At 69.0% G+C, this 24,514-nt stretch carries 19 protein-coding genes; 8 read left to right on the top strand and 11 right to left on the bottom strand.

From position 1 onward, the window contains the following. Nucleotides 1-9: 9 nt before the first annotated feature. The 10 genes from ABIC50_RS11505 to ABIC50_RS11550 all read right to left on the bottom strand — a co-directional run bounded on the left by ABIC50_RS11505 (nucleotide 10) and on the right by ABIC50_RS11550 (nucleotide 12,759). Entirely contained in the window at nucleotides 10-1,335 is a 1,326-nt protein-coding gene (locus ABIC50_RS11505) for an NAD(P)/FAD-dependent oxidoreductase (RefSeq protein ID WP_229082733.1), read from the bottom strand. Between the two features lie 2 nt (nucleotides 1,336-1,337). Beyond that, nucleotides 1,338-2,072 (bottom strand): cupin domain-containing protein, encoded by a 735-nt coding sequence (locus tag ABIC50_RS11510; protein WP_354163899.1) that lies wholly within the window; start codon nucleotides 2,070-2,072, stop codon nucleotides 1,338-1,340. A gap of 121 nt (nucleotides 2,073-2,193) precedes the next feature. Beyond that, nucleotides 2,194-2,649 (bottom strand): helix-turn-helix domain-containing protein, encoded by a 456-nt coding sequence (locus tag ABIC50_RS11515; protein WP_354163901.1) that lies wholly within the window; start codon nucleotides 2,647-2,649, stop codon nucleotides 2,194-2,196. Nucleotides 2,650-2,734: 85 nt separating this feature from the next. Next, nucleotides 2,735-4,012: an NAD(P)/FAD-dependent oxidoreductase gene (locus ABIC50_RS11520; protein WP_354163903.1), complete on the bottom strand. Its 1,278-nt coding sequence runs from the start codon at nucleotides 4,010-4,012 to the stop codon at nucleotides 2,735-2,737. 197 nt (nucleotides 4,013-4,209) lie between these two features. Then, nucleotides 4,210-6,084, bottom strand: a complete 1,875-nt coding sequence (locus ABIC50_RS11525) for an ABC transporter ATP-binding protein (protein WP_354163905.1) — start codon at nucleotides 6,082-6,084, stop codon at nucleotides 4,210-4,212. Continuing rightward, entirely contained in the window at nucleotides 6,084-7,040 is a 957-nt protein-coding gene (locus ABIC50_RS11530; protein WP_354163907.1) for an ABC transporter permease, read from the bottom strand. The genes ABIC50_RS11525 and ABIC50_RS11530 overlap by 1 nt, the downstream gene beginning before the upstream one ends. A gap of 30 nt (nucleotides 7,041-7,070) precedes the next feature. Continuing rightward, on the bottom strand, nucleotides 7,071-8,024 hold the full coding sequence (locus tag ABIC50_RS11535; RefSeq protein ID WP_012372394.1) for an ABC transporter permease: 954 nt from the start codon (nucleotides 8,022-8,024) through the stop codon (nucleotides 7,071-7,073). Nucleotides 8,025-8,103: 79 nt separating this feature from the next. Next, nucleotides 8,104-9,687 (bottom strand): ABC transporter substrate-binding protein, encoded by a 1,584-nt coding sequence (locus ABIC50_RS11540; protein ID WP_175669999.1) that lies wholly within the window; start codon nucleotides 9,685-9,687, stop codon nucleotides 8,104-8,106. Between the two features lie 692 nt (nucleotides 9,688-10,379). Then, entirely contained in the window at nucleotides 10,380-11,918 is a 1,539-nt protein-coding gene (locus ABIC50_RS11545) for a methyl-accepting chemotaxis protein (RefSeq protein ID WP_175791837.1), read from the bottom strand. 172 nt (nucleotides 11,919-12,090) lie between these two features. Continuing rightward, complete coding sequence (locus ABIC50_RS11550) at nucleotides 12,091-12,759, bottom strand: haloacid dehalogenase type II (protein WP_105832101.1); 669 nt, start codon at nucleotides 12,757-12,759, stop codon at nucleotides 12,091-12,093. 479 nt (nucleotides 12,760-13,238) lie between these two features. On the opposite strand from ABIC50_RS11550, the gene ABIC50_RS11555 reads away from it, so the two are divergent. The 7 genes from ABIC50_RS11555 to ABIC50_RS11585 all read left to right on the top strand — a co-directional run bounded on the left by ABIC50_RS11555 (nucleotide 13,239) and on the right by ABIC50_RS11585 (nucleotide 22,694). Continuing rightward, the gene (locus ABIC50_RS11555) at nucleotides 13,239-14,099 is read left to right on the top strand and encodes a GNAT family N-acetyltransferase (protein ID WP_175727759.1); all 861 of its coding nucleotides are present in this window, start codon (nucleotides 13,239-13,241) and stop codon (nucleotides 14,097-14,099) included. Nucleotides 14,100-14,111: 12 nt separating this feature from the next. Then, complete coding sequence (locus ABIC50_RS11560; RefSeq protein ID WP_354163908.1) at nucleotides 14,112-15,038, top strand: 2-hydroxyacid dehydrogenase; 927 nt, start codon at nucleotides 14,112-14,114, stop codon at nucleotides 15,036-15,038. A 161-nt stretch (nucleotides 15,039-15,199) separates the two neighbouring features. Next, nucleotides 15,200-16,600, top strand: a complete 1,401-nt coding sequence (locus ABIC50_RS11565; protein WP_228910154.1) for an aspartate aminotransferase family protein — start codon at nucleotides 15,200-15,202, stop codon at nucleotides 16,598-16,600. Between the two features lie 86 nt (nucleotides 16,601-16,686). Further along, nucleotides 16,687-17,178: an Lrp/AsnC family transcriptional regulator gene (locus ABIC50_RS11570; protein ID WP_006749694.1), complete on the top strand. Its 492-nt coding sequence runs from the start codon at nucleotides 16,687-16,689 to the stop codon at nucleotides 17,176-17,178. A gap of 110 nt (nucleotides 17,179-17,288) precedes the next feature. Further along, nucleotides 17,289-18,761 (top strand): NAD-dependent succinate-semialdehyde dehydrogenase, encoded by a 1,473-nt coding sequence (locus tag ABIC50_RS11575; protein WP_354163910.1) that lies wholly within the window; start codon nucleotides 17,289-17,291, stop codon nucleotides 18,759-18,761. A gap of 216 nt (nucleotides 18,762-18,977) precedes the next feature. Further along, nucleotides 18,978-20,498, top strand: coding sequence for a diguanylate cyclase (locus ABIC50_RS11580; protein WP_354163912.1), 1,521 nt, complete (start codon nucleotides 18,978-18,980; stop codon nucleotides 20,496-20,498). A gap of 237 nt (nucleotides 20,499-20,735) precedes the next feature. Further along, complete coding sequence (locus ABIC50_RS11585; protein WP_354163914.1) at nucleotides 20,736-22,694, top strand: phosphatase PAP2 family protein; 1,959 nt, start codon at nucleotides 20,736-20,738, stop codon at nucleotides 22,692-22,694. An 84-nt stretch (nucleotides 22,695-22,778) separates the two neighbouring features. Here the strand turns inward: ABIC50_RS11585 and ABIC50_RS11590 are convergent, their stop codons facing one another. Then, on the bottom strand, nucleotides 22,779-23,564 hold the full coding sequence (locus ABIC50_RS11590) for a substrate-binding domain-containing protein (RefSeq protein ID WP_354163916.1): 786 nt from the start codon (nucleotides 23,562-23,564) through the stop codon (nucleotides 22,779-22,781). Between the two features lie 124 nt (nucleotides 23,565-23,688). Here ABIC50_RS11590 and ABIC50_RS11595 point away from each other — a divergent pair, with 124 nt between their 5' ends. Further along, nucleotides 23,689-24,495, top strand: coding sequence for an IclR family transcriptional regulator (locus ABIC50_RS11595; protein WP_354163918.1), 807 nt, complete (start codon nucleotides 23,689-23,691; stop codon nucleotides 24,493-24,495). Nucleotides 24,496-24,514 lie beyond the last annotated feature (19 nt).

Genomic DNA, 24,514 nt, shown 5'->3' on the forward strand with positions numbered 1-24,514 from the left:
GACCGCGGACTAGAAATCCGCGACCTTGCCCCATGCGGACTCGCTGAACCGGCCGGGCCGGTACGGCGCCGGGTCCACGAAAGGTTGCGCACCAGACGCGAGATCGGCGATCAGGTGCCCGGCGCCCGGGCCAATCCCGAAACCGTGACCCGAAAACCCTGCCGCGAGGATTAGCCCCGGCACCCCCGGCACTTCGCCGATGCCCGGCACGCCGTCTGGCGTGCTGTCGACGAACCCGGCCCACGCGTGCGTGATTTTCGCTTCGCGCAGTTCGGGCAACAGTTCGGCCGCGCGGCGGTACGTTTCGGCGACCGTCGGCATGTCGGGCTTCGGATCGAGAATGCGCACGGCTTCCATCGGCGTCGGCGCGTCGAGGCGCCAGCGCTTCAACGTTTCGTGGCCGCCGCGCACGCCTTCGAGGCCGCCCGGCAGCAGATTGCGCCAGCGTTTCGCGAACATCGGCACGAATTGCGGCGCGAAGCGCAGGAACTGCGGCGTCAGGTCCACGCGCGCGCGGCCGCTGATCGCCAATGCGTAGCGTCCGTCGCTGCGGCGCGTGATGGACACGCCGGACGTGTACATCGCATCCGGCAACGGCGTTTCGACCGGCGACACGCTCAGGATCGACTGACGGATCGACGCTTGCGGAAACCGGATGCCGAGCTGGCGGCAGAACGACGACGCCCATGCACCGCCGGCCATCACGACCGTTCGGGTCTTGATGACGCCCGCCTCGGTGACGACGCCCGCGACCCGGCCGCCTTCGAGTTCGATGCCGCGCGCCGCGCAGTGCTGGTGGACACTGCCGCCCAGCTTGATCAGCGCGGCGGCCACGGCCGGCGCGGCCTTGCCGGGGTCGGCCGTGCCGTCGGTCGGCGAGAACACGCCGCCCTTCCACTGCCGCCCCGTTGCCCGTCCGCGCTCGGCGGCCTGCTTGCTGTCGAGCATGTACGTGGTCACGCCCGCGGTCTTCGCGAATTCGCCCCAGCTGGCCCAGCGTGACAGCTCTTCGTCGTCGTTGCTCAGATACAGCAGCCCGCAGCGATGAAAGCCCGTGTCTTCGCCGGATTCGGCGGCGAATCGTTCCCACAGGTCGATGCTCTTGCTCGCCATCGGCAACTCGCGCGCGTCGCGGTTCTGCTGCCGGCACCAGCCCCAGTTGCGGCTCGACTGCTCGGCGCCGATGCGGCCCTTCTCGACCAGCGCGACCGACACCCCGCGCCGGGCGAGGTAGTAGGCGGTGAAGACGCCGATGATGCCGCCGCCGATCACGACGACGTCGGCCGAAGCCGGTGGCGTGGGCGAAGTTTCAATATGGCGCAGCGGAGGGGACATGTTCAGTCTCGGTCGGTTGATGCTTGGACGTTTTGCACAACGTAGAACTTCGCCACGCGTTCGCTGCTTTCCCAGCCGATCGGCGCGCCGCGCGGCACGAACAGCGCGTCGCCTGCGCCGAGCGACAGGACGCTGCCGTCGGGCGCGGCGAACCGCACGCCGCCGTCCAGCAGGAGCATGAATTCGTTCACGCGATGCGGGCGAATGATCCGGTGATAGGGCGTCGAATCCCACGTGCCCGCGCAGTACTCGGCGCTGTCGTCGAGAAACACGTTGTCGCTGCGGCATTGCGGCGCGGGCCCGAGCAGCACTTCCGCGGGCAGCGTCGACGACGGCTTGAAGTCGGCGTCGGCACGCAGCGCGAAGAGGCCGCGCTTCGTCGGGTTCGTGCACGCGGCCGCGCAGAACGTCAACAGCACGGGCGTTTGCGCGGAGATGCGCAGCGCGGTGCCACCGCCGATCACCACGCCCTCGCGCGGGCCGAGCACCAGCGGCGCGGCGCCGGCCGCTTCGAGTGTCAGCTCGCCTGCGACGACCACGAGGGTTTCGATGTGCGGAAAGCTCGCGATGTCGAGTTCGCCGACGAAGCCGATCCGTCCCGCAGCCATCGCGTCGGGCCCTTCCCACGCAATCTCGCGATCTCGCGCGAAAGGATCGTTCTCGCCGAACGCCTGCTTGCGAAACGCGGTTGAAGAAAGTGTGCCGTCGGCACGGTGCAACACGAAAGCTGCGGTCATTCCTGCTCCTGTGCAGTGCGCGGCGGCCGGTCGAAAGCCGTCGCGCGATATCGGAAATCGTCGTTCGCCGGCTACGAGCCGGAAATCTGCGGGCGCGCGGCATGCGGCCCGCGCCTGGCGCCTACGCGACGTGACACGACGCGTCGCTGCGTTCGGCGCGTGTGCGCGTCGGCGAAGTTCGCGCGGGCGGCCTACCCGGCCGCGCCACCACGTAATCACCCGGCGTGATCCCGAGCACCCGCCGGAAATGCCGGCACAGATGGCTCTGATCGAAGAAGCCGACGTCGGTCGCGACGACCGACGGCGCGAGACCGGCGCGCAGCAAGTCCTGCGCACGCCGCACTCGCACGAGGCACAGATATCGGTGCGGCGACAGCCCGGTTTCGCTGCGAAAACGCGCGGTGAAACGCGACACGCTCAATCCGGCCACGGCCGCGAGCGTGTCGAGGTTCAGCGGCTGCGCGAACGACGCGTCGATCGTGCGCAGCACGTCGCCGATCGCAGGCGACACGGGCCGCGCGACACGCACCGGGCGGGGCGTCGCATCCTCAACCGGATCGTGGAACGGACCAGTCATGCTCGCCGCCCTCATGCCGCCGCCTGCACGACGGAGAATGGGTAAACGAAACGCACTTTCATGTCGAATCTCCTGGGCGCTCGCTTCAGTGCAGGAAATCCTGCATCCGGTAATACGCGCCGACGATCGGCAGGAACCACGCGTGCCCGAAATGGCCGGGCATCGCCGGCCAGTCGAGCTCGCGCCACGGGTTCGACGCGGCCGCGCCGTACAGCACGTCGGCCATCACGCGGCCCATGTGCACCGCCATCTGCACGCCGTGGCCGCTGTAGCCCATCGAGTAATAGAGCCCGTCGTGCTGGCCCGCGCGCGGCAGCCGGTCGGCGGTGATGTCGACCAGCCCGCCCCAGCAGTAATCGAGGCGGACGTGAGCCAGCTCGGGGAAATAGCCGGCCATGCCGGCGCGCAGGATGTCGCCGCTTTTCGCGTCCGAGCGAGGGCTCGACATCGCGAAGCGCGCGCGGCCGCCGAACAACAATCGGTTATCGGGCGTCACGCGGAAGTAGTTGCCGATCTGGCGCGACGTCACATACGCACGACGATGCGGGAACAGCCGGTTCAACTGCGCGTCGGCCAACGGCTCGGTGACGACGATGAAGCTGCCGACCGGCGCGATGCGCCGCCGGAACCATGCGAACGGCCCGAGCTGCGATGCGCCGGTCGCGACCAGCACGCGGTCGGCGACGATCGTGCCGCGCGTGCTGGTGATCGTGTGGCGCTCGCCGTCGAGCCGCTCGAGTTGCGTGACGGCCGCATGCTCGTAGATGCGCGCGCCGGCCCGCACGGCTGCGTGCGCGAGCCCGACGCCGAACTTGCCCATGTGCATCTGCGCACCGTTGCGCTGCAACAGCCCGCCGTAAAAACCGTCGGAGCCGACTTCATCGCGGATCCGCGTCGGCTCGATCAATTCGATGTCCGGATCGACGTCGTGCCGCAACGCGTCGAACGTTCTGGCGAGCCCCGCGAAATGCTGCGGCTTCGCGGCGAGCTTCAGCTTGCCCGCGCGCCGGAAGTCGCAGTCGATCGCCTGTTCGGTCACGATCGTCTCGACGCTCTTCACCGCGCTTTCGTACGCGCGATAGAACTGCTTCGCCTGCGCGACACCGATGCGCGCGGCGAGCGACGCATAGTCCTGCGCGACGCCGGTATTGCACTGGCCGCCGTTGCGGCCCGACGCTTCGCCCGCGACCTGCGCGGCTTCGAGCACGACCACCGAGACGCCGCGCTGCGCGAGCGCGAGCGCTGCCGACAAGCCGGTGAAACCGCCGCCGATCACGACCACGTCCGCGCGTCCGTCGACGGGCCCTTCGCTGCCGGCGCGAAACGCGGGGCGGGTATCCAGCCAGTACGATTCCAGTTTCATCGGATCCTTCTTTGCATGCCGGCAATGACGATCGGCGACCGTTCAATGAGAATCATTTAATCACCGTCAAAAACCGCAGTTGCCGCGTATTCGCGCGCGGCACGCGTACAAATTGCCGTTTTGCGCGACCGCCGCAGCAGACTATGCGGAGCACCGGCTGCCACGGCACGCGCGACGAACACGTAACGTCCGGCGCGCTACAGACGCACCGGCTGCACCGGCGCGCCGTCGGCCTCCACCGGCTCCGCCTGGAAGCGCGTGAGGTCTTCCTCGCTGCGATGACACAACACCTTCGCGCCGTTCCCGAGCGTGCGCAGCGTGGGCGCCGTCTGGTTGCACACGCCGTCCACCCGCATCGAGCAGCGCGACAGGAACGGGCACAGCTCGGCCTCGTTCTCGCGCTCGCCGATCGGCACCAGCGGCCGATGGCAACGCTCGGCCGCATCGTCGAGCCAGCCCGCGCGCAGCTCCGGCGCCGACGACACGAGCAGGTGCGAATACGGGTGATAAGGCGGCGCGCACAGCGCATCGCGACTGCCGGTTTCGACGCGGCGGCCCGCATACAGCACGACGATGTCGTCGCTGATCGCGCGCACCTTCGCGATGTCGTGCGTGATGAACACGTACGACACGCCGAGCTTCGCCTGCAGGTCGCGCAGCAAGTCCATGATCGCGGCGCCGACCACGGTGTCGAGCGCCGACGTCACTTCGTCGCACAGGATCAGGTCGGGCTCGGCCGCGAGTGCGCGCGCGAGGTTCACGCGCTGCTTCTGCCCGCCCGACAGCTCGCCTGTGCGTCGCGCGGCCACCGCCTGCGGCAGCCGCACGAGGTCGAGCAGTTCCGCGACGCGCTGCCGCGCCCGCGCGCCCTTGATCCCGTGATAGAACGCGAGCGGCCGCGCCAGCGTGCGCTCGACGGTATGCACCGGGTTGAGCGCGGTATCGGCGTTCTGGAACACGATCTGCACGCGGCGGTGCTGCTCCTTGGAGCGCTTGCCGATGTCGAGCGCGAGCGGCTCGCCGTCGAGCAGGATCTGCCCGGCCGTCGCCGGCACGAGGCCCGCGATCACCTTCGCGAGCGTCGTCTTGCCGGAGCCCGATTCGCCGATCACGCCGACCGTCTGCCCGCGCCCGATGCGCAGGTCCACCTCGTGCAGGATCACCTTCGCGGGCCAGCCTTTCGCGGTCCGGCCGCCGTAGCCGGCGACCGCGCCGCGCACGTCGAGCAGCGGCGCGGGCGCGGCCTGCGCGAATTTCGCGTCGCGTTCGATCGCGCCTGGCATGACCGCCGCGATCAGGCTTTGCGTGTACGGGTGCGCCGGCGCATGCAGGATCTGTTCGGTCTCGCCCGCTTCGCGGATCTGGCCGTCGCTCAACACGACGATCCGGTCGGCCATCTGCGCAACCACCGCCAGGTCGTGCGACACGTACACCGCACTCATCCCGTAGCGCCGGATCACGTTCTTGAACGCCTGCAGCACGTCGATCTGCGTGGTTACGTCGAGCGCGGTGGTCGGCTCGTCGAGGATCACCAGCTCCGGATCGGTGATCAACGCCATAGCGGCCATCAGCCGCTGAAGTTGACCGCCCGACACCTGGTGCGGATAGCGCTTGCCGATCGTCTCCGGCTCCGGCAGCGCGAGCGCGCGAAACAGCTCGACCGCCTTCGCCTGCGCATCGCGCTTCGTCATCGTCTTGTGGATCAGCGCGCTCTCGATCACCTGGTCGAGAATCGTGCGCGACGGGTTGAACGCGGCGGCGGCGCTCTGCGCGATATACGCGACCTTGCGGCCGCGCAATGCGGTCAGCGCCTGCGCGGACAGCGTGCATACGTCCGTGCCGCCGAGCTTCACCGAGCCGCCGGCGATCCGGCAGCCGGCGCGTGCATGGCCCATCAGCGACAGCGCGATCGTCGTCTTGCCGGAGCCCGATTCGCCGATCAGCGCGAGCACCTCGCCACGCGCGACGTCGAAGTCGACGTCGTGGACGATCGTCGTTTCCACGCCGCCCGGACGGCCGCCGACCACGCGCAGCCCGCGCACTTGCACGAGCGGAGTCGATTCATCTCGCATCAGCGTTCTCCCGCGGCGCCGGCCGCGCCCTTGCGGCGGCCGCGATGCGGCAGGCCGTCGATCAACAGGTTGACGCCCACCGTCAGGATCGCGATCGCGACCGCGGGCATGATCGCGACGGCCGAGCCGTCGCCGAGGCTCGCGATGTTCTCGCGCACGAGCGAGCCGAGGTCCGCATACGGCGGCTGCACGCCGAGCCCGAGAAAGCTCAGGCCGCTCAGCAGCAGCACGACGAACGTGAAGCGCAGCCCGGTGTCCGCCAGCATCGGGTGGATCATGTTCGGCAGCATCTCGACGCACGCGATGTACAGCGCGCTTTCGCCGCGCGCCTTGGCCACCTGCACGAATTCGAGCGTGCTGATGTTGACGGCCAGTGCGCGCGCGATCCGGTACGAGCCGGGCATGTAGCTGATCGCGGCGGTGAGGACCAGCAGCGGCAGCGACGAGCCGAATGCGGCGACGAACATCAGCGCGAACATCTTCGACGGAATCGACGTGAGCGCGTCGAGCAGCCGGCTCATCGTCTCGTCGACCGCGCGGCCCGACACGGTCGCGAGCAGTCCGAGCGTCGTGCCGGTCACCGCGGCGAGCAGCACCGCGGCGAGCGCGAGCAGCACGGTCAGCCGCGTGCCGTACAGGATCCGGCTCAGCATGTCGCGGCCGAGGAAGTCGGAGCCGAACGGCAGCTTCGCACTGAACGACGCGAACACGTCCGGCGTGACGATCGCGCCGACGTCATGCGGCGCGATCAGCGGCCCGAACACCGCGACGAACAGCATCAGGCCGACCATCGACAGGCCGACGCGGCCGCCGGCGGTCAAGGCGATGCGCGCGGCGCGGCGCTTGCGCGGCCGGTCGGGGGCGGGCGCGGCAGGCGGCATGCTGCCCCGCCCGAGGGGCGGGTCGCCGGATGGCGGCAGCGCGCTGCTGCGTTGTACGGGTTCGATCGGTTGCATGGGCGGCATCTCGGAAGGAAAACGAAACACTCAGGTGCGCAGTCGCGGGTTCGACACGATCGAGCACAGGTCGGCGAACAGCACCAGCGTCAGGTAAGCGACGCAGAAGATCAGCGTGCAGGCCTGAACCAACGGGAAATCGCGGTTGCTGACGGCGTCGACCATCAGGCTCGCGAGGCCCGGATAGTTGAAGATCGTCTCGACGACGATCACGCCGCCGAGCAGATACGACAGGCTCAACGCGATCGCATTGGCGATCGGGCCGATCGCGTTCGGCAACGCATGGCGCAGCACGACGCGCGCGGGGCTCGCGCCCTTCAACACGGCCATCTCGACATACGACGCGCTCAGTTGCTCGATCACCGCGGCGCGCGTCATCCGCGCCATCTGCGCGATCACGACCGCGCACAGCGTCAGCACCGGCATCGCATACGCACGCAGGAAATCGTGCAGGCTTTCGATCGGGCCGCTGTACGACAGCGCGGACAGCCAGTGCAGCTTCACCGCGAACACGAGCACGGCGACCGTCGCGATCAGGAATTCCGGCGTCGCGACGAGCGACAGCGTGCCGAGGCTGATCACGCGGTCGATCGCCGACTCGCGCTTGACCGCCGCGAGGATCCCGAGCAGCAGCGCGATCGGCACCGACACGGCGGTGGTGATCGCCGCCAGCGTGAGCGACTTCGGCAGGCGCCCGCCGATCAGCTCCGACACCGGCATGTCGCCGGAAAACGACCGGCCGAAGTCGCCGTGCAGCAGCCCGCCGAGCCAGTGCAGGTAACGCACGTGCGCCGGCATGTCGAGACCGAACTGCTGGCGCAGCGCGGCGACCGTCTCCGGCGTCGCCGACTGGCCGAGCGCGGCCTGGGCGGCGTCGCCCGGCAGCAGGTTCGTGATCGTGAAGATGATCGCGGATACGATCAGCAGCGTCAGCGCGGTGACCGCGATGCGCCGGCCGATCAGCCCGATGAGAATTCGGTTCATGGAGTCGCACTCCCGGAAAAGCCGCGTGCGGCCGGCGCGATGATTCGCACCGGCCGCGCGACGGCGGCCAGCCACAACGTCATGCGTTCCACCACACGTTCTCGGCGAACGTGAAGCCCATCATCGGCCCGGTCGGGATCGAGCCGAGGCCCGCGAGCCGCTTGTCGTAGCCGTCGAGGAAGCTGATGAACGCCGGAATGCCGACCCGGCCCTGCTGCGCCACGATCACCTGCATGTCGCCGTACATCTGCTTGCGCTTCGCGTCGTCGGTTTCCGAACGCGCGGCGAGCAGCAACTGGTCGAACTTCGCGTTCTTCCAGCCCGACTCGTTCCACGGCGCATCCGACTTGAAGAACTGCGTGAACAGCACGTCGGCGCTCGAGCGCGGGTTGATGTTGCCGAAGGTGAGCGGGTGCTTCATCCAGTGGTTCGACCAATAGCCGTCGGGCGACGCGCGGTTGACCTGCAGGTTCAGCCCGATCTTCTGGCCGGCCTGCTGCAGCAGCACGGCCATTTCGATCGACCCGTTCGCGTCGGACGTCGCATAGACCGGCGGCAACGTGGCGCCGAGCGCGCCCGCCTTCTTGAACAGGAACTTCGCCTTGTCCGGATCGTGCGCCCGCTGCGGCAGCGACGCGTTGAAGTAGCGGTGCCCCGGCGGAATCGGCTGGTCGTTGCCGATCACCGAGTAGCCGCGAAACACCGCCGTGCGGAGCTGCTCGCGATCGAACAGGTACTTCATCCCTTCGACGAAATCGGGACTCGAGACGATCGGGTTGTCGCTGCGCATGATCAGGTCGGTATAGAGGCCCGACTTGGTTTCCTTCAGCGCGTAGCCCGGCGTCGACGAGACCCGCTGCGTCGAGCGCGGATCGATCGCGTTGATCAGGTGCACGTCGCCCGACAGCAGCGCGTTCAGGCGCGCGGCGCTGTCGCTGATGCCGATCAGCTCGATCTCGTCGAGATACGGCCTGCCCGGCTTGAAGTAGCTGTCGTTGCGCACGCCGACGGTCGACACGCCCGGCTTGAACGACTTCAGCTTGTACGGGCCGCAGCCGATGCCGGTCGAGAAGTCGGTCGTGCCGTCCTTGACGATCACCAATTGCGGCGTCGCGAGGATCACCGGCAGGTCCGCGTTCGCGCTGGCGAGCGTGAGCGTGACTTCGTCCGGGCCGCTCGCCTTCGCGTCCGCGAACTGTTCGGCAAGCGTCTTGACCTTCGACGCGGTGGCCGCGTTCTTGTGGCGCATCAGCGAAAACACCACGTCGGCCGGGCCGACCGGCTTGCCGTCGTGGAACGTGACGCCCTTGCGCAGCTTGATGATCCACGTCTTCGCATCGGTCGTCTGCAGCGACTCGGCGAGGTTCATCTGCGGCGTCAGGCTCGCATCGAGCTGCGTGAGGCCGCTGTAGAACATGAAGAAGCGCGTGTAGTCCGCGCCCGTCGAGCCCTTGGCCGGGTCGAGCGTATCGGACGTCGAGCCGGCTTCGTTCGCGACCCGGATCTTGCCGCCGCGCTTCGGCGCGGGCGCGGCGAATGCAGAGCCGGGGGTCATCAGCAGTCCGCCGGCGCCGGCGGCCATCATGCCGCTCGCCGCCATGACCTTCATCATGTCGCGGCGCGTGAAGCCGCCCTTGCCGCCGTTGTCGATATCGTCGCTCATCCGAACTGCTCCTGACTGTGGAAAGTGGGGTCCTGGGTCCAGCGTGGTTCTCGAATCCCGCCGCGCCCGCTTGCTGGTGGCGGGCGCAACGTCGTACACATGCAATTCATTTAAGCATCGCCAAAATGCGGTTTGTCGCGATTCGGGCGGCCCGCACGATACGAATCGACCGTTTTGAGCGGCCCGCGCAGCATGAATTGCTGCGTGCACGCACGTGTCGCCGTTGGCCCGGCGGCGTGTCGCGGTAGTTGCCGAACCCGTGTCGATGCAGGAAATCGTAAGGCCGCGGCCGCCGCAGATTGCGCCGACAAAATTGCCCGTTCGGCATCCGGCGCGCGTTTGGCTCACGCAAACCGCACGTTTGTGTCGAATGCGTGCGCGCCTGCCCACGACGGCCGACACGAGCGGCACGTTGCGGCAGATCGCCGCATGCACGGGCGTCGACGGTGGGGATCGCGACGGGACGTCGCGCAGGAAAGTTCAGAAGAATGCCGCTCGATCGGAACGGCTTGGCGGGAAGCCGGGAAGCAGGCGGGACTGCCCGGAAACCGGGCGCATGCAGCCGTCAGGCGCCGCGCCCGCGTGCGGCGACGCGTGCGTCACCGGCATGTCGCCGCGCACGCCGGGCGGGCGCCGGCGCGACGCCCAGAGGCAGGGTGATACGCCGGCCGCGAGCGGACGGCGCGAAGCCGTCACGCAGCGAGCCGGAATACCGATACGGCGGCCCGCAGGCGCGCCGCCTGCTCGTCCAGCGACGAAGCGGCGGCAGCCGCCTGCTCGACGAGCGCGGCGTTCTGCTGGGTGACTTCGTCCATTTGCGCGACCGCCAGCCCGATCTGTTCGATGCCGGTGCTTTGCTCGGCCGATGCCGCGGAAATCTCGCCCATGATGTCGGCCACCCGGTCGATCGACCGGACGATCTCCGTCATGCGCTCGCCGGCCGTCTCGACGAGCCGGCTGCCGCTGCCGGCCCGCTCGACCGACGCGTCGATCAATCCCTTGATGTCCTTCGCGGCCGCGGCGCTGCGTTGCGCGAGCGAGCGGACTTCCGACGCGACGACGGCGAACCCGCGCCCCTCCTCGCCGGCCCGCGCGGCTTCCACCGCGGCGTTGAGCGCGAGAATGTTGGTCTGGAAGGCGATGCTTTCGATGACGACGGTAATGTCGGCGATCCGCACCGATCCATCCGAAATCTGCCGCATCGTTTCGACGACCGCCTGCACGGCGGCGCCGCCGAGTTCGGTCGCATCCTTCGCCTGGGCCACGAGCGCATTCGCCTGCCGCGCGTTGTCGGCGTTCTGTTTGACCGTGGACGTGATCTGCTCCATGCTCGCCGCCGTTTCCTGCAGCGATGCGGCCTGCTGCTCCGTGCGCTGCGACAGATCCAGGTTGCCTTGCGCGATCTCGCCGGTGCCGGTGGCGATCGAGTGGGTCGTGGTCTGGATCTCGGCGATGGTGTCGGTCAGCCGCGCCTTCATGTCGCCCAGCGCGACGAGCAGGCTGCCGGGCGCGGCGTGCGCCGTATCGAACGGCACGTCCAGTTCGCCGGCGGCGATGCGGGCGGCGATCTGCGTCGCATGCGCGGGCTCGCCGCCCAGCGTGCGCCTGACGCTGCGCAGCACGCCCCATGCGATGGCCGCGAGCGCCGCGGCGATGACGAGCGCGACGGCGCCCAGCACCATCGCGAGCCGGGCAAACGCCGCGTTGATGTCGTCGTAGAAAAATCCGGTGCCGATCCACCAGTTCCAGTCCGGAATCGCGACCACGCCCTGCAGCTTCGGCTCCAGGTCCGCGTCAGGGCTGCGCTTGATCAGCACGTCGACGAGCGCGAAATGCGCCTGCGCCATCCCCGCGCGGTACGCGTCGCTGTCGGTCAGGCCGCTGGTCGTGCGGTTGCCTTTCGCGCGCGTGCCGATGAACTTCGCGTTCGGGTGCACGAGGTTGACGCCGTCGGACGTCGTGACCCAGAAGTAACTCTTCGAATTCGCGTTGAGCGCCGCCAGCGCGGCCTTGGCCTGCTGCTGCGCCTGCTCCTGCGTGAGCGTGCCGCTCGTCTGCATCGCGCGATACGAATCGACCAGGTGCTCGGCCTTGGTCAGCAGAATGACGATCTCTTCGCGGCGGCTGTCGATCAGCGCGTCGCGCAGCGTGTGCAGCGACAACGCGGCGAGCAGGACGACGCCGAGCAGCGCCGCGGCGACGAGCATCAGCAGTTTGGTGGACAACTTCATGCGGGGGCCTCGAAATATTAACCGTTCGGTACATATATCGGCCCGGGCGGCCCCGGCTTGAACGACTCGATATCGGTAATTACCCTCATTTCGTGCGCTGACCGAACGCGCCGGGACGCGACGGCATCACGGCCGCGTCCCGGCGCTCGATGAATCGGCCGGCGCAGCCGGCTTACAGCCCGAGCTGCGTCGCGAGCTGGCCGATGTCCGACACCTCGTAGTAGTTGTAGAACGGCGTGCCCGGCTCGTGACCGCGGTTCACGAACGCCTTGTGCTTGATGCCGAGATCCTCGGCCGTCATCAGGTCGTAGCGCAGGCTCGACGACACGTGCAGCACGTCCTCCGGCTTGCAGCCGAGCTTGTCGAACATGTATTCGAAGCCTTGCATGCGCGGCTTGTACGACTGCGCCTGCTGCGCGGTAAACACCGCATGGAACGGTGCGCCGAGCTTGTCGACGTTGCTCATGATCTGGTCATCCATCGCGTTCGACAGAATCACGAGCTTGTACTTGCTGGCGAGCCGCGACAGGCCGGCCGGCACGTCCGGATGCGGGCCCCACGTCGGCACAGCCAGATAGAAGCGTTCGGCCTCGGCCTCGTCGAACTTCACGCCGATCCGCGCGCACGTGCGGCGGACCGCATTGACGACGACGTCGCGGTACGGCTTCCATGCGCCGAGCACCTCGTCGAGCCGATACGCGGCGAACGCGCGCACGAAGGCCTCCATCGTGGCCGGCGACAACCGATCCGCATAGATTTCGCGCGCCGTCTCGGCCATCCGGAAATGGGTCAGCGTGCCGTAGCAGTCGAAGGTGATGTACTTCGGTTCAAACTGGATCATGGTGACGTCCTGTCGGTGTGAAGCCCCGGCAGGGCCGGGGACGGGCTGGGTTGTATGAAATTGAATCAGGGCAAAAAGTCCGTCGCACGTCGTTCGATGCCGCCCGAAACGCACGATCGCCGCGTGTTGCGCGCCCTGCACGGCACGATCTGCGGTGCGCGCCCGGGCGATGCGCGCCGGCCGACCGACGTGCCTCGCGACACCGCCACGCGCATGCGCGGCACGGCCGCCACGCGGTGCGGCGCGGCAACCGCCGCCGCGCCATCCTGCTCCCATCGTACCGGCGTTCATCCAGCACAAGCTGTCGGAATGACGGGCCCGGCCGGCACGACGCGCGCGTTCGTCCGCGCCGATCGAGCCGGCTTGCATCGATCTCGCGCGGCCGCCCGTCGACGCCGGAAAACAGGCGAATCGTCCTATCCGCGCCGGTGGGTCGCTGGCAGAGTCGATAGGTCATTTCTACCCATCCGGAGTCCGGCGTGGCCGACCTCAATCCTTCCCGCACGCTTACCTATCGCCCGTTCGTCGACACCGACCTGCCCGCCGCGCACCGCCTGTCGGAAGCGGTCAAGTGGCCGCACCGCCTCGACGACTGGCGCTTCGCGCTCCAGCTCGGCGGCGGCTTCGTCGCCGAGGACGCATCCGGCGTCGTCGGCACCGCGCTCGGCTGGCGCTTCGACGATTCACACGCGTCGCTCGGCATGGTGATCGTGTCGCCCGAACATCAGGGTCGCGGCATCGGCCGCGAACTGCTCACGCGCGTCGTCGACAGTCTCGGCGCGCGCACGATATTCCTGCATGCGACGCCGTCCGGCGAACCGCTCTATGTGAAGTTCGGCTTCGAAGCGATCGCCACGATCGACCAGCACCAGGGCGCTGCGTTCCAGCCGCCGCTGATCTCGCTGCCGCCGGGCGAGCGCCTGCGCCCGCTCGGCACGAACGACGGGCCGCGCCTCGCGGCGCTCGCGTCGCGCGCGGCGGGCTACGAGCGCGGCGCGGTGACCGATGCGCTGCTCGACATCGCGAACGGGATCGCGCTCGATCGCGACGGCGAACTGCTCGGCTTCGCGCTGTTCCGCCGCTTCGGCCGCGGCCATGTGATCGGCCCGGTGATCGCGCCGGACGCGCTGCGCGCGCAGGCGCTCATCAGCCACTGGCTCGCGCTGCACGAAGGCATGTTCGTGCGCCTCGACGTGCCGGGCGACAGCGGGCTGTCCGACTGGCTGCAGGGGCTCGGCCTGCCGCATGTCGATACCGTCGTCGCGATGGCGCGCGGCGCGGCGCCCGCGCGCGATCCGGCGCTGCGCGCGTTCGCGATCGTCAACCAGGCACTCGGCTGAGCGGCACGCACGATGAGCTTCCTGTACAAGGCCGACCCGGTGCGCGGCGCGCAATGGGCACAACGCTTCGCGCAACGCGCGCCCGACCTCCCATTCCGGATCTGGCCGGATCTCGGCGATCCGCACGACGTGCGCTACCTCGCCGCGTGGCAACCGCCGGACGACCCGGTCGTGCTGCTGCCCAACCTCGAGGTCGTGTTCTCGGTCGGCGCCGGCATCGATCAGTTCGACCTGTCACGCGTGCCGGCACACATTCCGGTCGTGCGGATGATCGAGCCGGGCATCGTCGAAGGGATGGTCGAATACGTGACGCAGGCGGTGCTGACGATCCACCGCGACCTGTTCGACTATGCGGCGCAACAGCGCGTCCAGGCATGGTGCGAGAAGCCGGTGCGCGCGGCCGCGTCGCGGCGCGTGGGCGTGCTCGGGCTCGGCACGCTCGGCCAGGCCGTGCTCGACACGCTGCGGCGCTTCGGTTTCCCGTGCGCCGGCTGGAGCCGCACGCCGCGCACGCTCGACGGCATCGACTGCTACGCGGGCGACGCGGCGCTCGACGCGTTCCTGGCCCGCACCGACATCCTGATCTGCCTGCTGCCGCTCACCGACAGCACGCGCGGCCTGCTCGGCGCACGCGTGTTCGATGCACTGCCGGCCGGCGCGTCGCTCGTGCAGGTCGGGCGCGGCCCGCAGCTCGATGCGGCCGCGCTGCTCGCCGCGCTCGACAGCGGCCGGCTCGACAGCGCGATCCTCGACGTGACGGAGCCCGAACCGTTGCCGGCCGGCCACCCGTTCTGGACGCATCCGCGCATTCGCATCACGCCGCACATCGCGAGCGCGACGCGGCCCGACACCGCGGTCGACGCGGTGCTCGAGAACCTCGCGCGCCATCGCGCGGGCCAGCCGATGATCGGCATCGTCGATCGCGCGCGCGGCTACTGACGCGTTCGCCCGGCCCGGCGGGGCGCGCAGCAGAAAATGCCGCAGCGCCCCGTGCAAACGCCGCGACCATACGTTTCCGGCGACAAATTGAAGACGCGTGCGGAATTCTCGCCCGGTAGCATGGACTCACCGCTGACACCCGACGAGAGTCCCGCCCTGCCATGAACCAAGCCGCGCTGATCGAAGCCGATCGTCAACACCTGATCCACCCCGTCGTCAACTATCGCGCGCACGAGGCGCGCGGCGTCACCGTCCTCGAATCCGCGGACGGCGTGTTCCTGCGCGACGGCGACGGCCATACGCTGCTCGATGCGTTCTCGGGCCTGTGGTGCGTGAACGTCGGCTACGGCCGCGACAGCATCGTGAAGGCCGCCGCCGAGCAGATGAAGAAGCTGCCTTACGCGACCGGCTATTTCCATTTCGGCTCGCAGCCCGCGATCGAGCTCGCCGAACGGCTCGCGGCGCTCGCGCCGCCGTCGCTGAACCGCGTGTACTTCACGCTCGGCGGCTCGGATGCGGTCGATTCCGCGGTGCGCTTCATCACGCACTATTTCAACGCGACCGGCCGCCCGTCGAAGAAGCAGATGATCGCGCTCGAGCGCGGCTATCACGGTTCGTCGTCGATCGGCGCGGGGCTCACCGCGCTGCCCGCGTTCCACCGCCATTTCGACCTGCCGCGCGCGGACCAGCACCATATTCCGTCGCCCTACCCGTATCGCCACCCGCTGGGCGACGATCCGCAAGCGCTGATCGCCGCGTCGGTCGCCGCGCTCGAAGCGAAGGTCGCGGAGCTCGGCGCGGACAACGTCGCCGCGTTCTTCTGCGAACCCGTGCAAGGCTCCGGCGGCGTGATCGTGCCGCCGCCCGGCTGGCTGAAGGCGATGCGCGATGCATGCCGGCGCCTCGGCATCCTGTTCGTCGCCGACGAGGTGATCACCGGCTTCGGCCGCACGGGCCCGCTGTTCGCGTGCGAGGCCGAGCAGGTCGATCCGGACCTGATGACCGTCGCGAAGGGCTTGACCGCCGGCTATGCGCCGATGGGCGCGGTGCTGATGTCCGACGAAATCTACGAAGGCCTCGCGGGCAGCCGCGCGGAGTCGGCCGTGGTCGGTCACGGGCATACGTATTCCGCGCACCCGGTGAGCGCGGCGATCGGCCTCGAGGTGCTGAAGCTCTATCACGAAGGCGGGCTGCTCGCGAACGGCCAGGCGATGGCGCCGCGCTTCGCGGCGGGGCTCGATGCGCTGCGCGCGCATCCGCTCGTCGGCGATGCGCGCTCGGTCGGCCTGCTCGGCGCGCTCGAACTGGTGTCCGACAAGGCGCGCAAGACGCGCTTCGACGCGGCGCTGAACGTGCCCGACCGGATCGCGGCGGCCGCGTACGCGAACGGCGTGGTGTTTCGCGCATTCGGCGACGGCGTGCTCGGTTTCGCGCCGGCGCTGAGCTTCACGGCGGGCGAGTTCGACCTGCTGTTCGAACGCGTGCGCAAGACGCTCGACGACGTGCTGGCCGACGCGGGCGTGCAGCGCGCGCTGGACGCCGCGCACGCGCAGCCGGCCTGAGCCGGCCGAGGGAAAGCCGGGCTTGTGGCGGCCATCGTTCGACTCTAAAGTAACCGGACATTCCATTTTTCCGCTCTCACGTGAACATGACGGACAGCAAGCTGGATCGCATCGACCTGCGCATCCTCTCCCAGTTGCAGAAGCGCGGCCGCATGACCAACGTCGAACTGGCCGATGCGGTCGGGCTGTCGCCCAGTCCGTGCCTGATCCGCGTGAAGCGGCTCGAGAAGGCCGGCTACATCGGCGGCTACGGCGCGCACATCCAGCTCGAGAAGCTCGGCGACGTGCAGGTCGTGTTTACCGAGGTCACGCTGGCCGACCACCGCCGCGAGGACTTCGACCGCTTCGTCGCGGCGATCCGCAACGTCGACGAGATCGTCGAATGCCATCTCGCGAGCGGCGGCTACGACTATCTGTTGAAGTTCATCACGCGCAGCGTGAGCCATTACCAGACGATCGTCGAAGGGCTGCTCGAGCAGAACATCGGCATCGAGAAGTATTTCAGCTACGTGATCATCAAGTCGCCGTTCGTCAAACGGCACTACCCGCTCGAATCGCTGTTCGGCGAACGTCACTGACTACCGCGGCGTGCGGCACCCATGAGCGCGGCAGTTCGCTGTCCGCGCGGGGTAGTCACGCGCCCGCGCCGCCGCTGTCGTCACCGAATCGCTTCACACAAGGACCTGTCATGCCGCTTACGCTCTCCCGACCCGAACTCGTTCGCACCGCCAACCTGATCGACGGCGCGTGGTGCGACGCGCGCGACGGCCGTCACTTCGACGTCACCGATCCGGCCACGCTCGACACCGTGGCCCACGCCCCCGACAGCGACGCCGCCGACGCGCGCGCCGCGACCGACGCGGCAGCCCGCGCGCTGCCCGCGTGGCGCGCGACGCCCGCTCGCGACCGCGCCGCGATCCTGCGCGCATGGCACGCGGCGATCGTCGCGCATACCGACGATCTCGCGAAGCTGATGTCGCGCGAACAGGGCAAGCCGCTCGCCGAAGCGCGCGGCGAAGTCGCGTACGGCGCGTCGTACGTGCAGTGGTTCGCCGAGGAAGCGACGCGCACCTACGGCGACCTGATTCCGCAGCAGCAGCGCGGCAAGCGGCTGAGTGCGGTCAAGGAGCCGATCGGCATCGTCGCCGCGATCACGCCGTGGAATTTCCCGCTCGCGATGATCGCGCGCAAGATCGCGCCCGCGCTCGCGGCCGGCTGCACGGTCGTCGCGAAGCCGGCGGAAGACACGCCGCTCACCGCGCTCGCGCTCGCCTTCCTCGCGCAGGAAGCCGGCGTGCCGCCCGGCGTGCTGAACATGATCGCCGCGTCGCGTGAACGCGGCATCGACGCAGTGGCCGACTGGCTCGCCGACGGCCGCGTGCGCAAGATCACGTTCACCGGATCGACGCCGGTCGGCAAGCTGCTCGCACGCGAATCGGCGGCGACGCTGAAGAAGCTGTCGCTGGAACTCGGCGGCAACGCGCCGTTCATCGTGTTCGACGATGCCGAACTCGACGCGGCAGTCGACGGGCTGATGGCCGCCAAGTTCCGCAACGGCGGCCAGACCTGCGTGTCGCCGAACCGCGTGTACGTGCAGGCCGGCGTCTACGATGCGTTCGCCGCCAAACTCACCGCCCGTGTCGCCGCGCTGAAGGTCGCGCCCGCAACCGACCCGGCCGCGCAAATCGGCCCGATGATCAACGCACGCGCGGTCGACAAGATCGCGCGCCACGTCGGCGACGCGATCGAGCGCGGCGCACGCGTGCTCACGGGCGGCAAGCGCCTGGCCGAACTCGGGCCGAACTACTACGCGCCGACGGTGCTCGGCGACGCCACCGCCGACATGCAGCTGACCTGCGAGGAAACCTTCGGGCCGATCGCCGCGCTGTTCAAGTTCGACACGGAAGACGAAGCCGTCGACGCCGCGAACGACACGCCGTTCGGGCTCGCCGCGTATTTCTATACGCAGGACCTGCGCCGCATCGCGCGCGTGTCGGCACGGCTCGAAACGGGCCTCGTCGGCATCAACGAAGGCGCGCTCGCGAGCGAGGCCGCGCCGTTCGGCGGCGTGAAGGAATCGGGCTACGGCCGCGAAGGCTCGCGCTACGGCCTCGACGATTACCTGTCGATCAAGTACCTGTGCCAGGGCGGGCTCGAGTGAGGCCGCGCCGCCGCGCTTATTCGCGGCGGTTACGCAATCGTCACGCAGTCGTTGCACGGCGCCCACTGCCGGCGCGCCCCGCTCGCACACGTTTGCGGTGCCTGTGCGCAGTCATCGCCCCGCATGCCGGCCTCGATTTCCGGGCACACCTGCCGTTAACCCGGATTTGACCAGCGCCGCTGCCGTCGCAGCCCGCTTCCCGTACGAGCGCGAGCCATGCCTGCATCCCCTTCGATCGAGAAAATTGCCGACTGGGCCGGTCGCCACCACCTGATCGTCGGTGTGCTGGGCACGCTGATGTCGGTCGCGGCGCTCGGCATCAGCGCGGTGACGCTGTGGGCCGCGCGCAGCGAAGTCGTCGAACATGCGCACGAGACGTCGCGCAATGTCGCGGCCGTCCTCGTCAGCGAGATCGCGCGCACCGTCGAAACGTCCAACAACGCGCTCGTGTCGCTCGCCGCCGATCTCGGCAATCCCGCGATCGTGCGCCTGAAGGCCGGCTTGCGTCACGACGTGCTGTTCGAGCGCACGGCCGCGCAATACGTGACCGGCATGGGCGTGACGGACCGCGACGGGCGGCTGATCGACGGTTGTTGCGGCCCGACCCACAACTGGGACTTCAGCGATCGCGACTACTTCAAGGTCCATCGCGATTCGGACAACGTCGGCCTCTACGTGTCCGAGGCGTACCGCGCGCGTTCGCGCGGCGGCACCGAATCGATCGCGCTGTCGCGCCGCATCGAACGGCCGGATCATGCGTTCAACGGAATCGCGGTGGTCGCCGTCGATCTCGCCTACTTCGATCAGCTGCTATCGCGGTTGAACGTCGGCCCGCACGGCGTCAGCGCGATCCTGCGCGCGGACGGCACGATCCTCGCGCGCAATCCGCCGTTGACCGATCACCAGATGGTGCGGCTGCGCCGGTCGAAGTCGTTCGAGCGGATGGTGAGCCGCGAAGCGGGCTTCTATGCCGCGCGCTCGAGCATCGACGGGACCTTGCGGCTCTACACGTACCAGCGGGTACCCGGCACGCCGCTGATCGCCGTGGTCGCGCCGGCCGAGCGCGACGTGCTGGCCGGCATCACGCGTCTGACGTGGACGGCAGGCGTGTCGGCGTCCGTCATCGGCGCGCTGTTCTGCGCGGTGGTGTGGCTGCTCGCGTTCGCGCTGCGCGACAACCTGCGCAAGCAGACGCTGCTCACGGACCTCACGCGCACCGATCCGCTGACGGGCCTGCACAACCGTCGCGCGCTCGATGCCGCGCTCGCCGACGAATGGGAACGGCTGCAGCGCGGCAGCGACGGCAGCCTGTCGGTGCTGTTCATCGACGCCGATCACTTCAAGCAGTACAACGACCGCTACGGCCATGCGCAAGGCGACACTGCGCTGCGCTTTCTCGCCGAATGCATCCGCGCGCATACGCGACGGCGCGGCGATCTCGCCGCACGTTACGGCGGCGAGGAATTCGTCGCGGTGTTGCCCGACACGGACGAGCGCGGTGCGCAGCAGGTCGCCGAGGCGATTCGCGGCGCCGTGGAGCGCAACCGGCTCGACGGGTTCGACGCGACGATGCCGGCCTTCACGGTCAGCATCGGCTGCGCGACCGGCCATCGCGCGCGGCCGCCGTCAATGCATGCGCTGACGCATCAGGCCGACCTCGCCCTCTATGCGGCCAAGCGCCAGGGCAGAAACCGCGTGTGCGTCGCCGACGTGGAATCGCTCGCCCAACCGGCGTGAGTGCCGTGGTTCCGGTCTCCTGATTCGACCGTGCATGCATGCGCGGCTTGCGCGTCGCGGTCCACTATCGACCGTCGCCGACGACCGGATCGCTCCGTCCGGCATGTTCAGCATCACGAATTCACCAAATAGTGAGAATTCGTGCGCGTCGACCGCGCGCCGCAACAAATCCTTAACCGCCACGTCACGATCGCCCCCGACAATCCGCCATCTTCGACCCTCAGGATAGAGTCTTGCATGTTGGTATCACGGAGCCGTTTCCCGCTGCACGTCGCAGCGCTGTCGAGTGCGTTCGTCCTGGTCGCCTGCGGCGGCGGTGACGACGTCGCGTCGACGAACCCGACCATCGCGGCCGTTCCCGCGCCGCCGGCGGACCCCGGCTTCGTCGACAGCGCCCCCGTGCCGAGCGTGCCGGCCTTCGTCGACAACATCGCGACCAACCAGCGCGGCGACGCACGCTATGCGACGCTGTCGACCAACGCGGCCGTGCGCGTGGTGAGCCGCTTCCTCGACCTGTGGCAGCCGTCGACGATGCTGGTCGATGCGGGCGTGAGCGCGCCGGCCAACGGCGCGTTTCCGGCGATCTCTGCGTCGACCTGCTCGGGCCTGCCCGGCAGCGGCACGCCGTGCGGCACGATTCTCAACGACACGGTGCTGGCGGCGAATGTGCAGTACGTGATCAACGCAACGACCGCGCGCACGCAGCAGCAGGCCGACGCCGCCTACTTCGACGACCGGCGCGGCAAGGGCTATAGCGTGACCGACGGCATGGGCCCGCTCACCAGCGCATGGCGCACGGCCGCGCAGCAGACCACCAGCATCACCAGCGTGCCCGCCGACGCGACGACGGTGCTCTACAACGACGCCGGCAACAACGTCGGTGTCGGCAGCAGCACGAACGCGAGCTTCGGCAAGGTCGTCGATCTGCTCAACGAAATGGGCAACAACGCGTCGACCGAACCGTCGAAGCGCTTCTACAAGTATGCGCGGCCGTATCGCTGGAGTTCCAGCGTCATCGTCGCGCCGACGCTCGTCCCGGCCGAAAGCACGACGCCCGCGACCGACGGCGGTTTCATCAGCGGCCACCAGGCCGAAGCGATGCGCGACGCGATGACGATGGCGTGGCTCGTGCCGGAGCGATTCCAGGAGATGGTCAGCCGCGGCCTCGAACTGGGCGAGAACCGGATCCTCGCCGGCATGCACTCGCCGCTCGACGTGATCGGCGGTCGCATGCTCGCGCTGGCGGTCAGCGCGGCGAACCTGAGCGCGTACGCGAGCGATGCGCAGGCCGCGTACAACCAGGCCCACCAGGCGCTGCAGCAGCTCACGGGGACGACCGGCACGACGTTCGCCGCGTTCGCGCACTCGGGCACGCCGGCCAACGACCGGTTCGCCGATTACACGGCGAACAAGGCGGCCTTCGCGCGCCGCCTGACGTACGGCTTCGGCGCGATCGAGTCGACCGACGCACCGCCCGTCGTGCCGAAGGGCGCGGAGATCCTGCTGCAGACGCGCTTCCCGTACCTGAGCGCCGACCAGCGACGCGTCGTGCTGAAGACGACCGAGCTGCAGTCCGGCTACCCGGTGATGGACGATGCGGAAGGGTGGGGCCGCCTGAACCTGTTCGCCGCGGCCGACGGCTATGGCGCGTTCAACGGCAACGTGATCGTGTCGATGGACGCGTCGCAGGGCGGACTCAACGCGGCCGACCAGTGGCGCAACGACATCGCCGGCGCCGGCAAGCTGACGCTGCAAGGCACCGGCACGCTGACGCTGGCGGGCAACAACCGCTATGCGGGCGGGACGCAGGTCAGTGGCGGCACGCTCGCCGCGGCCTCCGCGTCGGCGTTCGGCAATGGCGACGTGTACGTCGGCGCCGGTGGCAGCGTCCGGATCGCGGCGAGCGCACCCGTCACGATCGCGACGCGCTATACCCAGCTCGACAACGCGACGCTCGAGCTCGACATCGACGGCAACGGCGGCGGTCGGCTGCGCGTGGGCGGGCAATTGACCGTCGCGGGCGGCACGCTGCACGTGAAGTTCGTGAACGGCTATGCGCCGAAGGCCGGCGATACGATCGCGCTGATCGACGGCGCAGCGGGCGCGGCGAAGTTCTCGACGGTGACGGTCGACGGCTTCAAGGCGACGCCGGTTTATACGGCGACGGGCGTGTCGGTGAGGTTGTCCGCGTCGTGATCGTTGCGCGGCGTGTGTGACGTCGCTTTCATCGCTTTGATCGCGTTGATCGCGACCTCGCGGCGCACCGCGCAGGCATTCGCGTCAACGTGGATCGAGGCCGCTGCGTTGCAGGATCGCGGCGGCCGGCGCGGTCTTCAGAAAGGCCACGAACGCGCGTGACGCGTCGGCGGCCCGTGCATCCACGGCGATGGCGGATGCAATTACGCTCGTCTTCTGCACGTCGGCCGGCAGCGGGCCGGCGAAGTCGATGCCGGGCGTCACCTTCAATTCGCTGATCTGCTGCAGGCCGAGTTCCGCGTCGCCGCGCGCCAGCGCGGTGCCGACCAGCTCCTTGCCGCGAACGAGCACGCTCTTCGATTTCATCTGCTCGGCGACGCCGAGTTTCTCGAACAGCACGCCGACGATATAGGTCCCGCTCGCACCTTCGGAGAACGCGACCGAACGCGCGTCCAACAGCGCGCGGCGCAACGCGTCGACCGTGCCGACCTCGGGCACGGCCACGCCGTGGCGCACCGCGACGCCGATGCCGGTCGCCGCGATGTCTTCGAGCGTCGTCCGGTCGAACCTGCCGGCGTCGACTTCCCGCTCCAGCGCGGGCTTGATCATGAAGCAGACGTCGACGGGTTCGCCATTGCGCACGCGCATCGGCAAGGCCTCCGGCGACGTGCCGTACGACGGCCCCCATTCAATCTTCAGATGGTGGCCGGACGATTGCTCGAACGCGGGCGCCAGCCGTTCGAACGCGCCGTGCAACGCGCCCGTCGCCAGCACGTGTATGTCGTCCGCGTGCGCGGCCGCAGGCGCTGCGCCGAATGCGATCCCCGCGGCGACGGCGAGCGCTGCCCGCCAGCTTATCCGTTTCTTCATGCGTGCTCCTTGTGATTGACTTGAAAGCGGCGTTTGCCGCGCGGCGTGGCAAGCGCCGGAGCGCCGGCACGGTGCCTCACGCGTGCTTTGACAAAGCCCTGATGAACCTGTATTTCTATGCCGCATGCGTGACTCCCACCCTTCCCGTTCGCCCGCCACGGCCACGCGCGCTCCGTCGTCGACGGTGTCCAACCGCTCGCTGGAACGCGGGCTCGACGTGCTGCGCGCGTTCGGTTCCGGCGCGACCCTGCTCGGCAACGGCGATCTCGTCGAACTCACCGGTCTGCCGAAAGCCACGGTCACGCGGCTCGCGCGCACGCTCGTCGAAGCCGGTTATCTCGAACACGATCCCGTGCATCGCGGCTACCGGCTCGGACTGCCGGTGCTCGGCCTCGCGCATGCGCTCAGGAGCGGCTCGACGGTGCTGCAGGCCGCCGCCCCGCGCTTGCGCGAGACGGCCCAGTCGCTGCACATCAACGTCGGCATCGCAGGCCCTGACCGCGACGACATGGTCTACCTGGAATCGATCCGCTACAGCCCGCGCGCGTCGCTTCGCACCGTCGTCAGCGGCCAGCGCGTGCCGATGGCGCTGACCTCGCTCGGCCGCGCGTTTCTTGCGTCGCTGCCGGACGCCGACCAGGCGCGTCAACTCGCCGAGCTCAAACGGCATCGCACTTCATGGCCGCGCATCCGTGCCGAAATCGACGAGGCCGTTGCATCGGTGCGCGCGCAAGGGTTCTGCGTCGCCAGTTGGCAGCCGGAAGTCGTCGCGCTCGCGACCCCGCTCGACATCGCGGGCCACCGCACGCTCGCACTCAATTTCAGCGTGCGCACGCTCGATGCGCCGTCGGCCGTCGCCGCGCGCCTGTCGGCGGCGCTGCTGGCCTTGCGCGACGACATCGTGGCCGCGACGCTGCGCCTCGACAGCTGACGCGACGACGAATCGCTTC

Origin of the sequence: Burkholderia sp. 567 (genome assembly GCF_040545115.1) — a bacterium.
GTDB lineage: Bacteria > Pseudomonadota > Gammaproteobacteria > Burkholderiales > Burkholderiaceae > Burkholderia > Burkholderia ambifaria.

Coding starts and splice junctions, on each gene's coding strand:
- ABIC50_RS11505 (WP_229082733.1), bottom strand. CDS start 1,335: ATGTCCCCTCCGCTGCGCCATATTGAAACTTCGCCCACGCCACCGGCT.
- ABIC50_RS11510 (WP_354163899.1), bottom strand. CDS start 2,072: ATGACCGCAGCTTTCGTGTTGCACCGTGCCGACGGCACACTTTCTTCA.
- ABIC50_RS11515 (WP_354163901.1), bottom strand. CDS start 2,649: ATGACTGGTCCGTTCCACGATCCGGTTGAGGATGCGACGCCCCGCCCG.
- ABIC50_RS11520 (WP_354163903.1), bottom strand. CDS start 4,012: ATGAAACTGGAATCGTACTGGCTGGATACCCGCCCCGCGTTTCGCGCC.
- ABIC50_RS11525 (WP_354163905.1), bottom strand. CDS start 6,084: ATGCGAGATGAATCGACTCCGCTCGTGCAAGTGCGCGGGCTGCGCGTG.
- ABIC50_RS11530 (WP_354163907.1), bottom strand. CDS start 7,040: ATGCAACCGATCGAACCCGTACAACGCAGCAGCGCGCTGCCGCCATCC.
- ABIC50_RS11535 (WP_012372394.1), bottom strand. CDS start 8,024: ATGAACCGAATTCTCATCGGGCTGATCGGCCGGCGCATCGCGGTCACC.
- ABIC50_RS11540 (WP_175669999.1), bottom strand. CDS start 9,687: ATGAGCGACGATATCGACAACGGCGGCAAGGGCGGCTTCACGCGCCGC.
- ABIC50_RS11545 (WP_175791837.1), bottom strand. CDS start 11,918: ATGAAGTTGTCCACCAAACTGCTGATGCTCGTCGCCGCGGCGCTGCTC.
- ABIC50_RS11550 (WP_105832101.1), bottom strand. CDS start 12,759: ATGATCCAGTTTGAACCGAAGTACATCACCTTCGACTGCTACGGCACG.
- ABIC50_RS11560 (WP_354163908.1), top strand. CDS start 14,112: ATGAGCTTCCTGTACAAGGCCGACCCGGTGCGCGGCGCGCAATGGGCA.
- ABIC50_RS11565 (WP_228910154.1), top strand. CDS start 15,200: ATGAACCAAGCCGCGCTGATCGAAGCCGATCGTCAACACCTGATCCAC.
- ABIC50_RS11570 (WP_006749694.1), top strand. CDS start 16,687: ATGACGGACAGCAAGCTGGATCGCATCGACCTGCGCATCCTCTCCCAG.
- ABIC50_RS11575 (WP_354163910.1), top strand. CDS start 17,289: ATGCCGCTTACGCTCTCCCGACCCGAACTCGTTCGCACCGCCAACCTG.
- ABIC50_RS11580 (WP_354163912.1), top strand. CDS start 18,978: ATGCCTGCATCCCCTTCGATCGAGAAAATTGCCGACTGGGCCGGTCGC.
- ABIC50_RS11585 (WP_354163914.1), top strand. CDS start 20,736: ATGTTGGTATCACGGAGCCGTTTCCCGCTGCACGTCGCAGCGCTGTCG.
- ABIC50_RS11590 (WP_354163916.1), bottom strand. CDS start 23,564: ATGAAGAAACGGATAAGCTGGCGGGCAGCGCTCGCCGTCGCCGCGGGG.
- ABIC50_RS11595 (WP_354163918.1), top strand. CDS start 23,689: ATGCGTGACTCCCACCCTTCCCGTTCGCCCGCCACGGCCACGCGCGCT.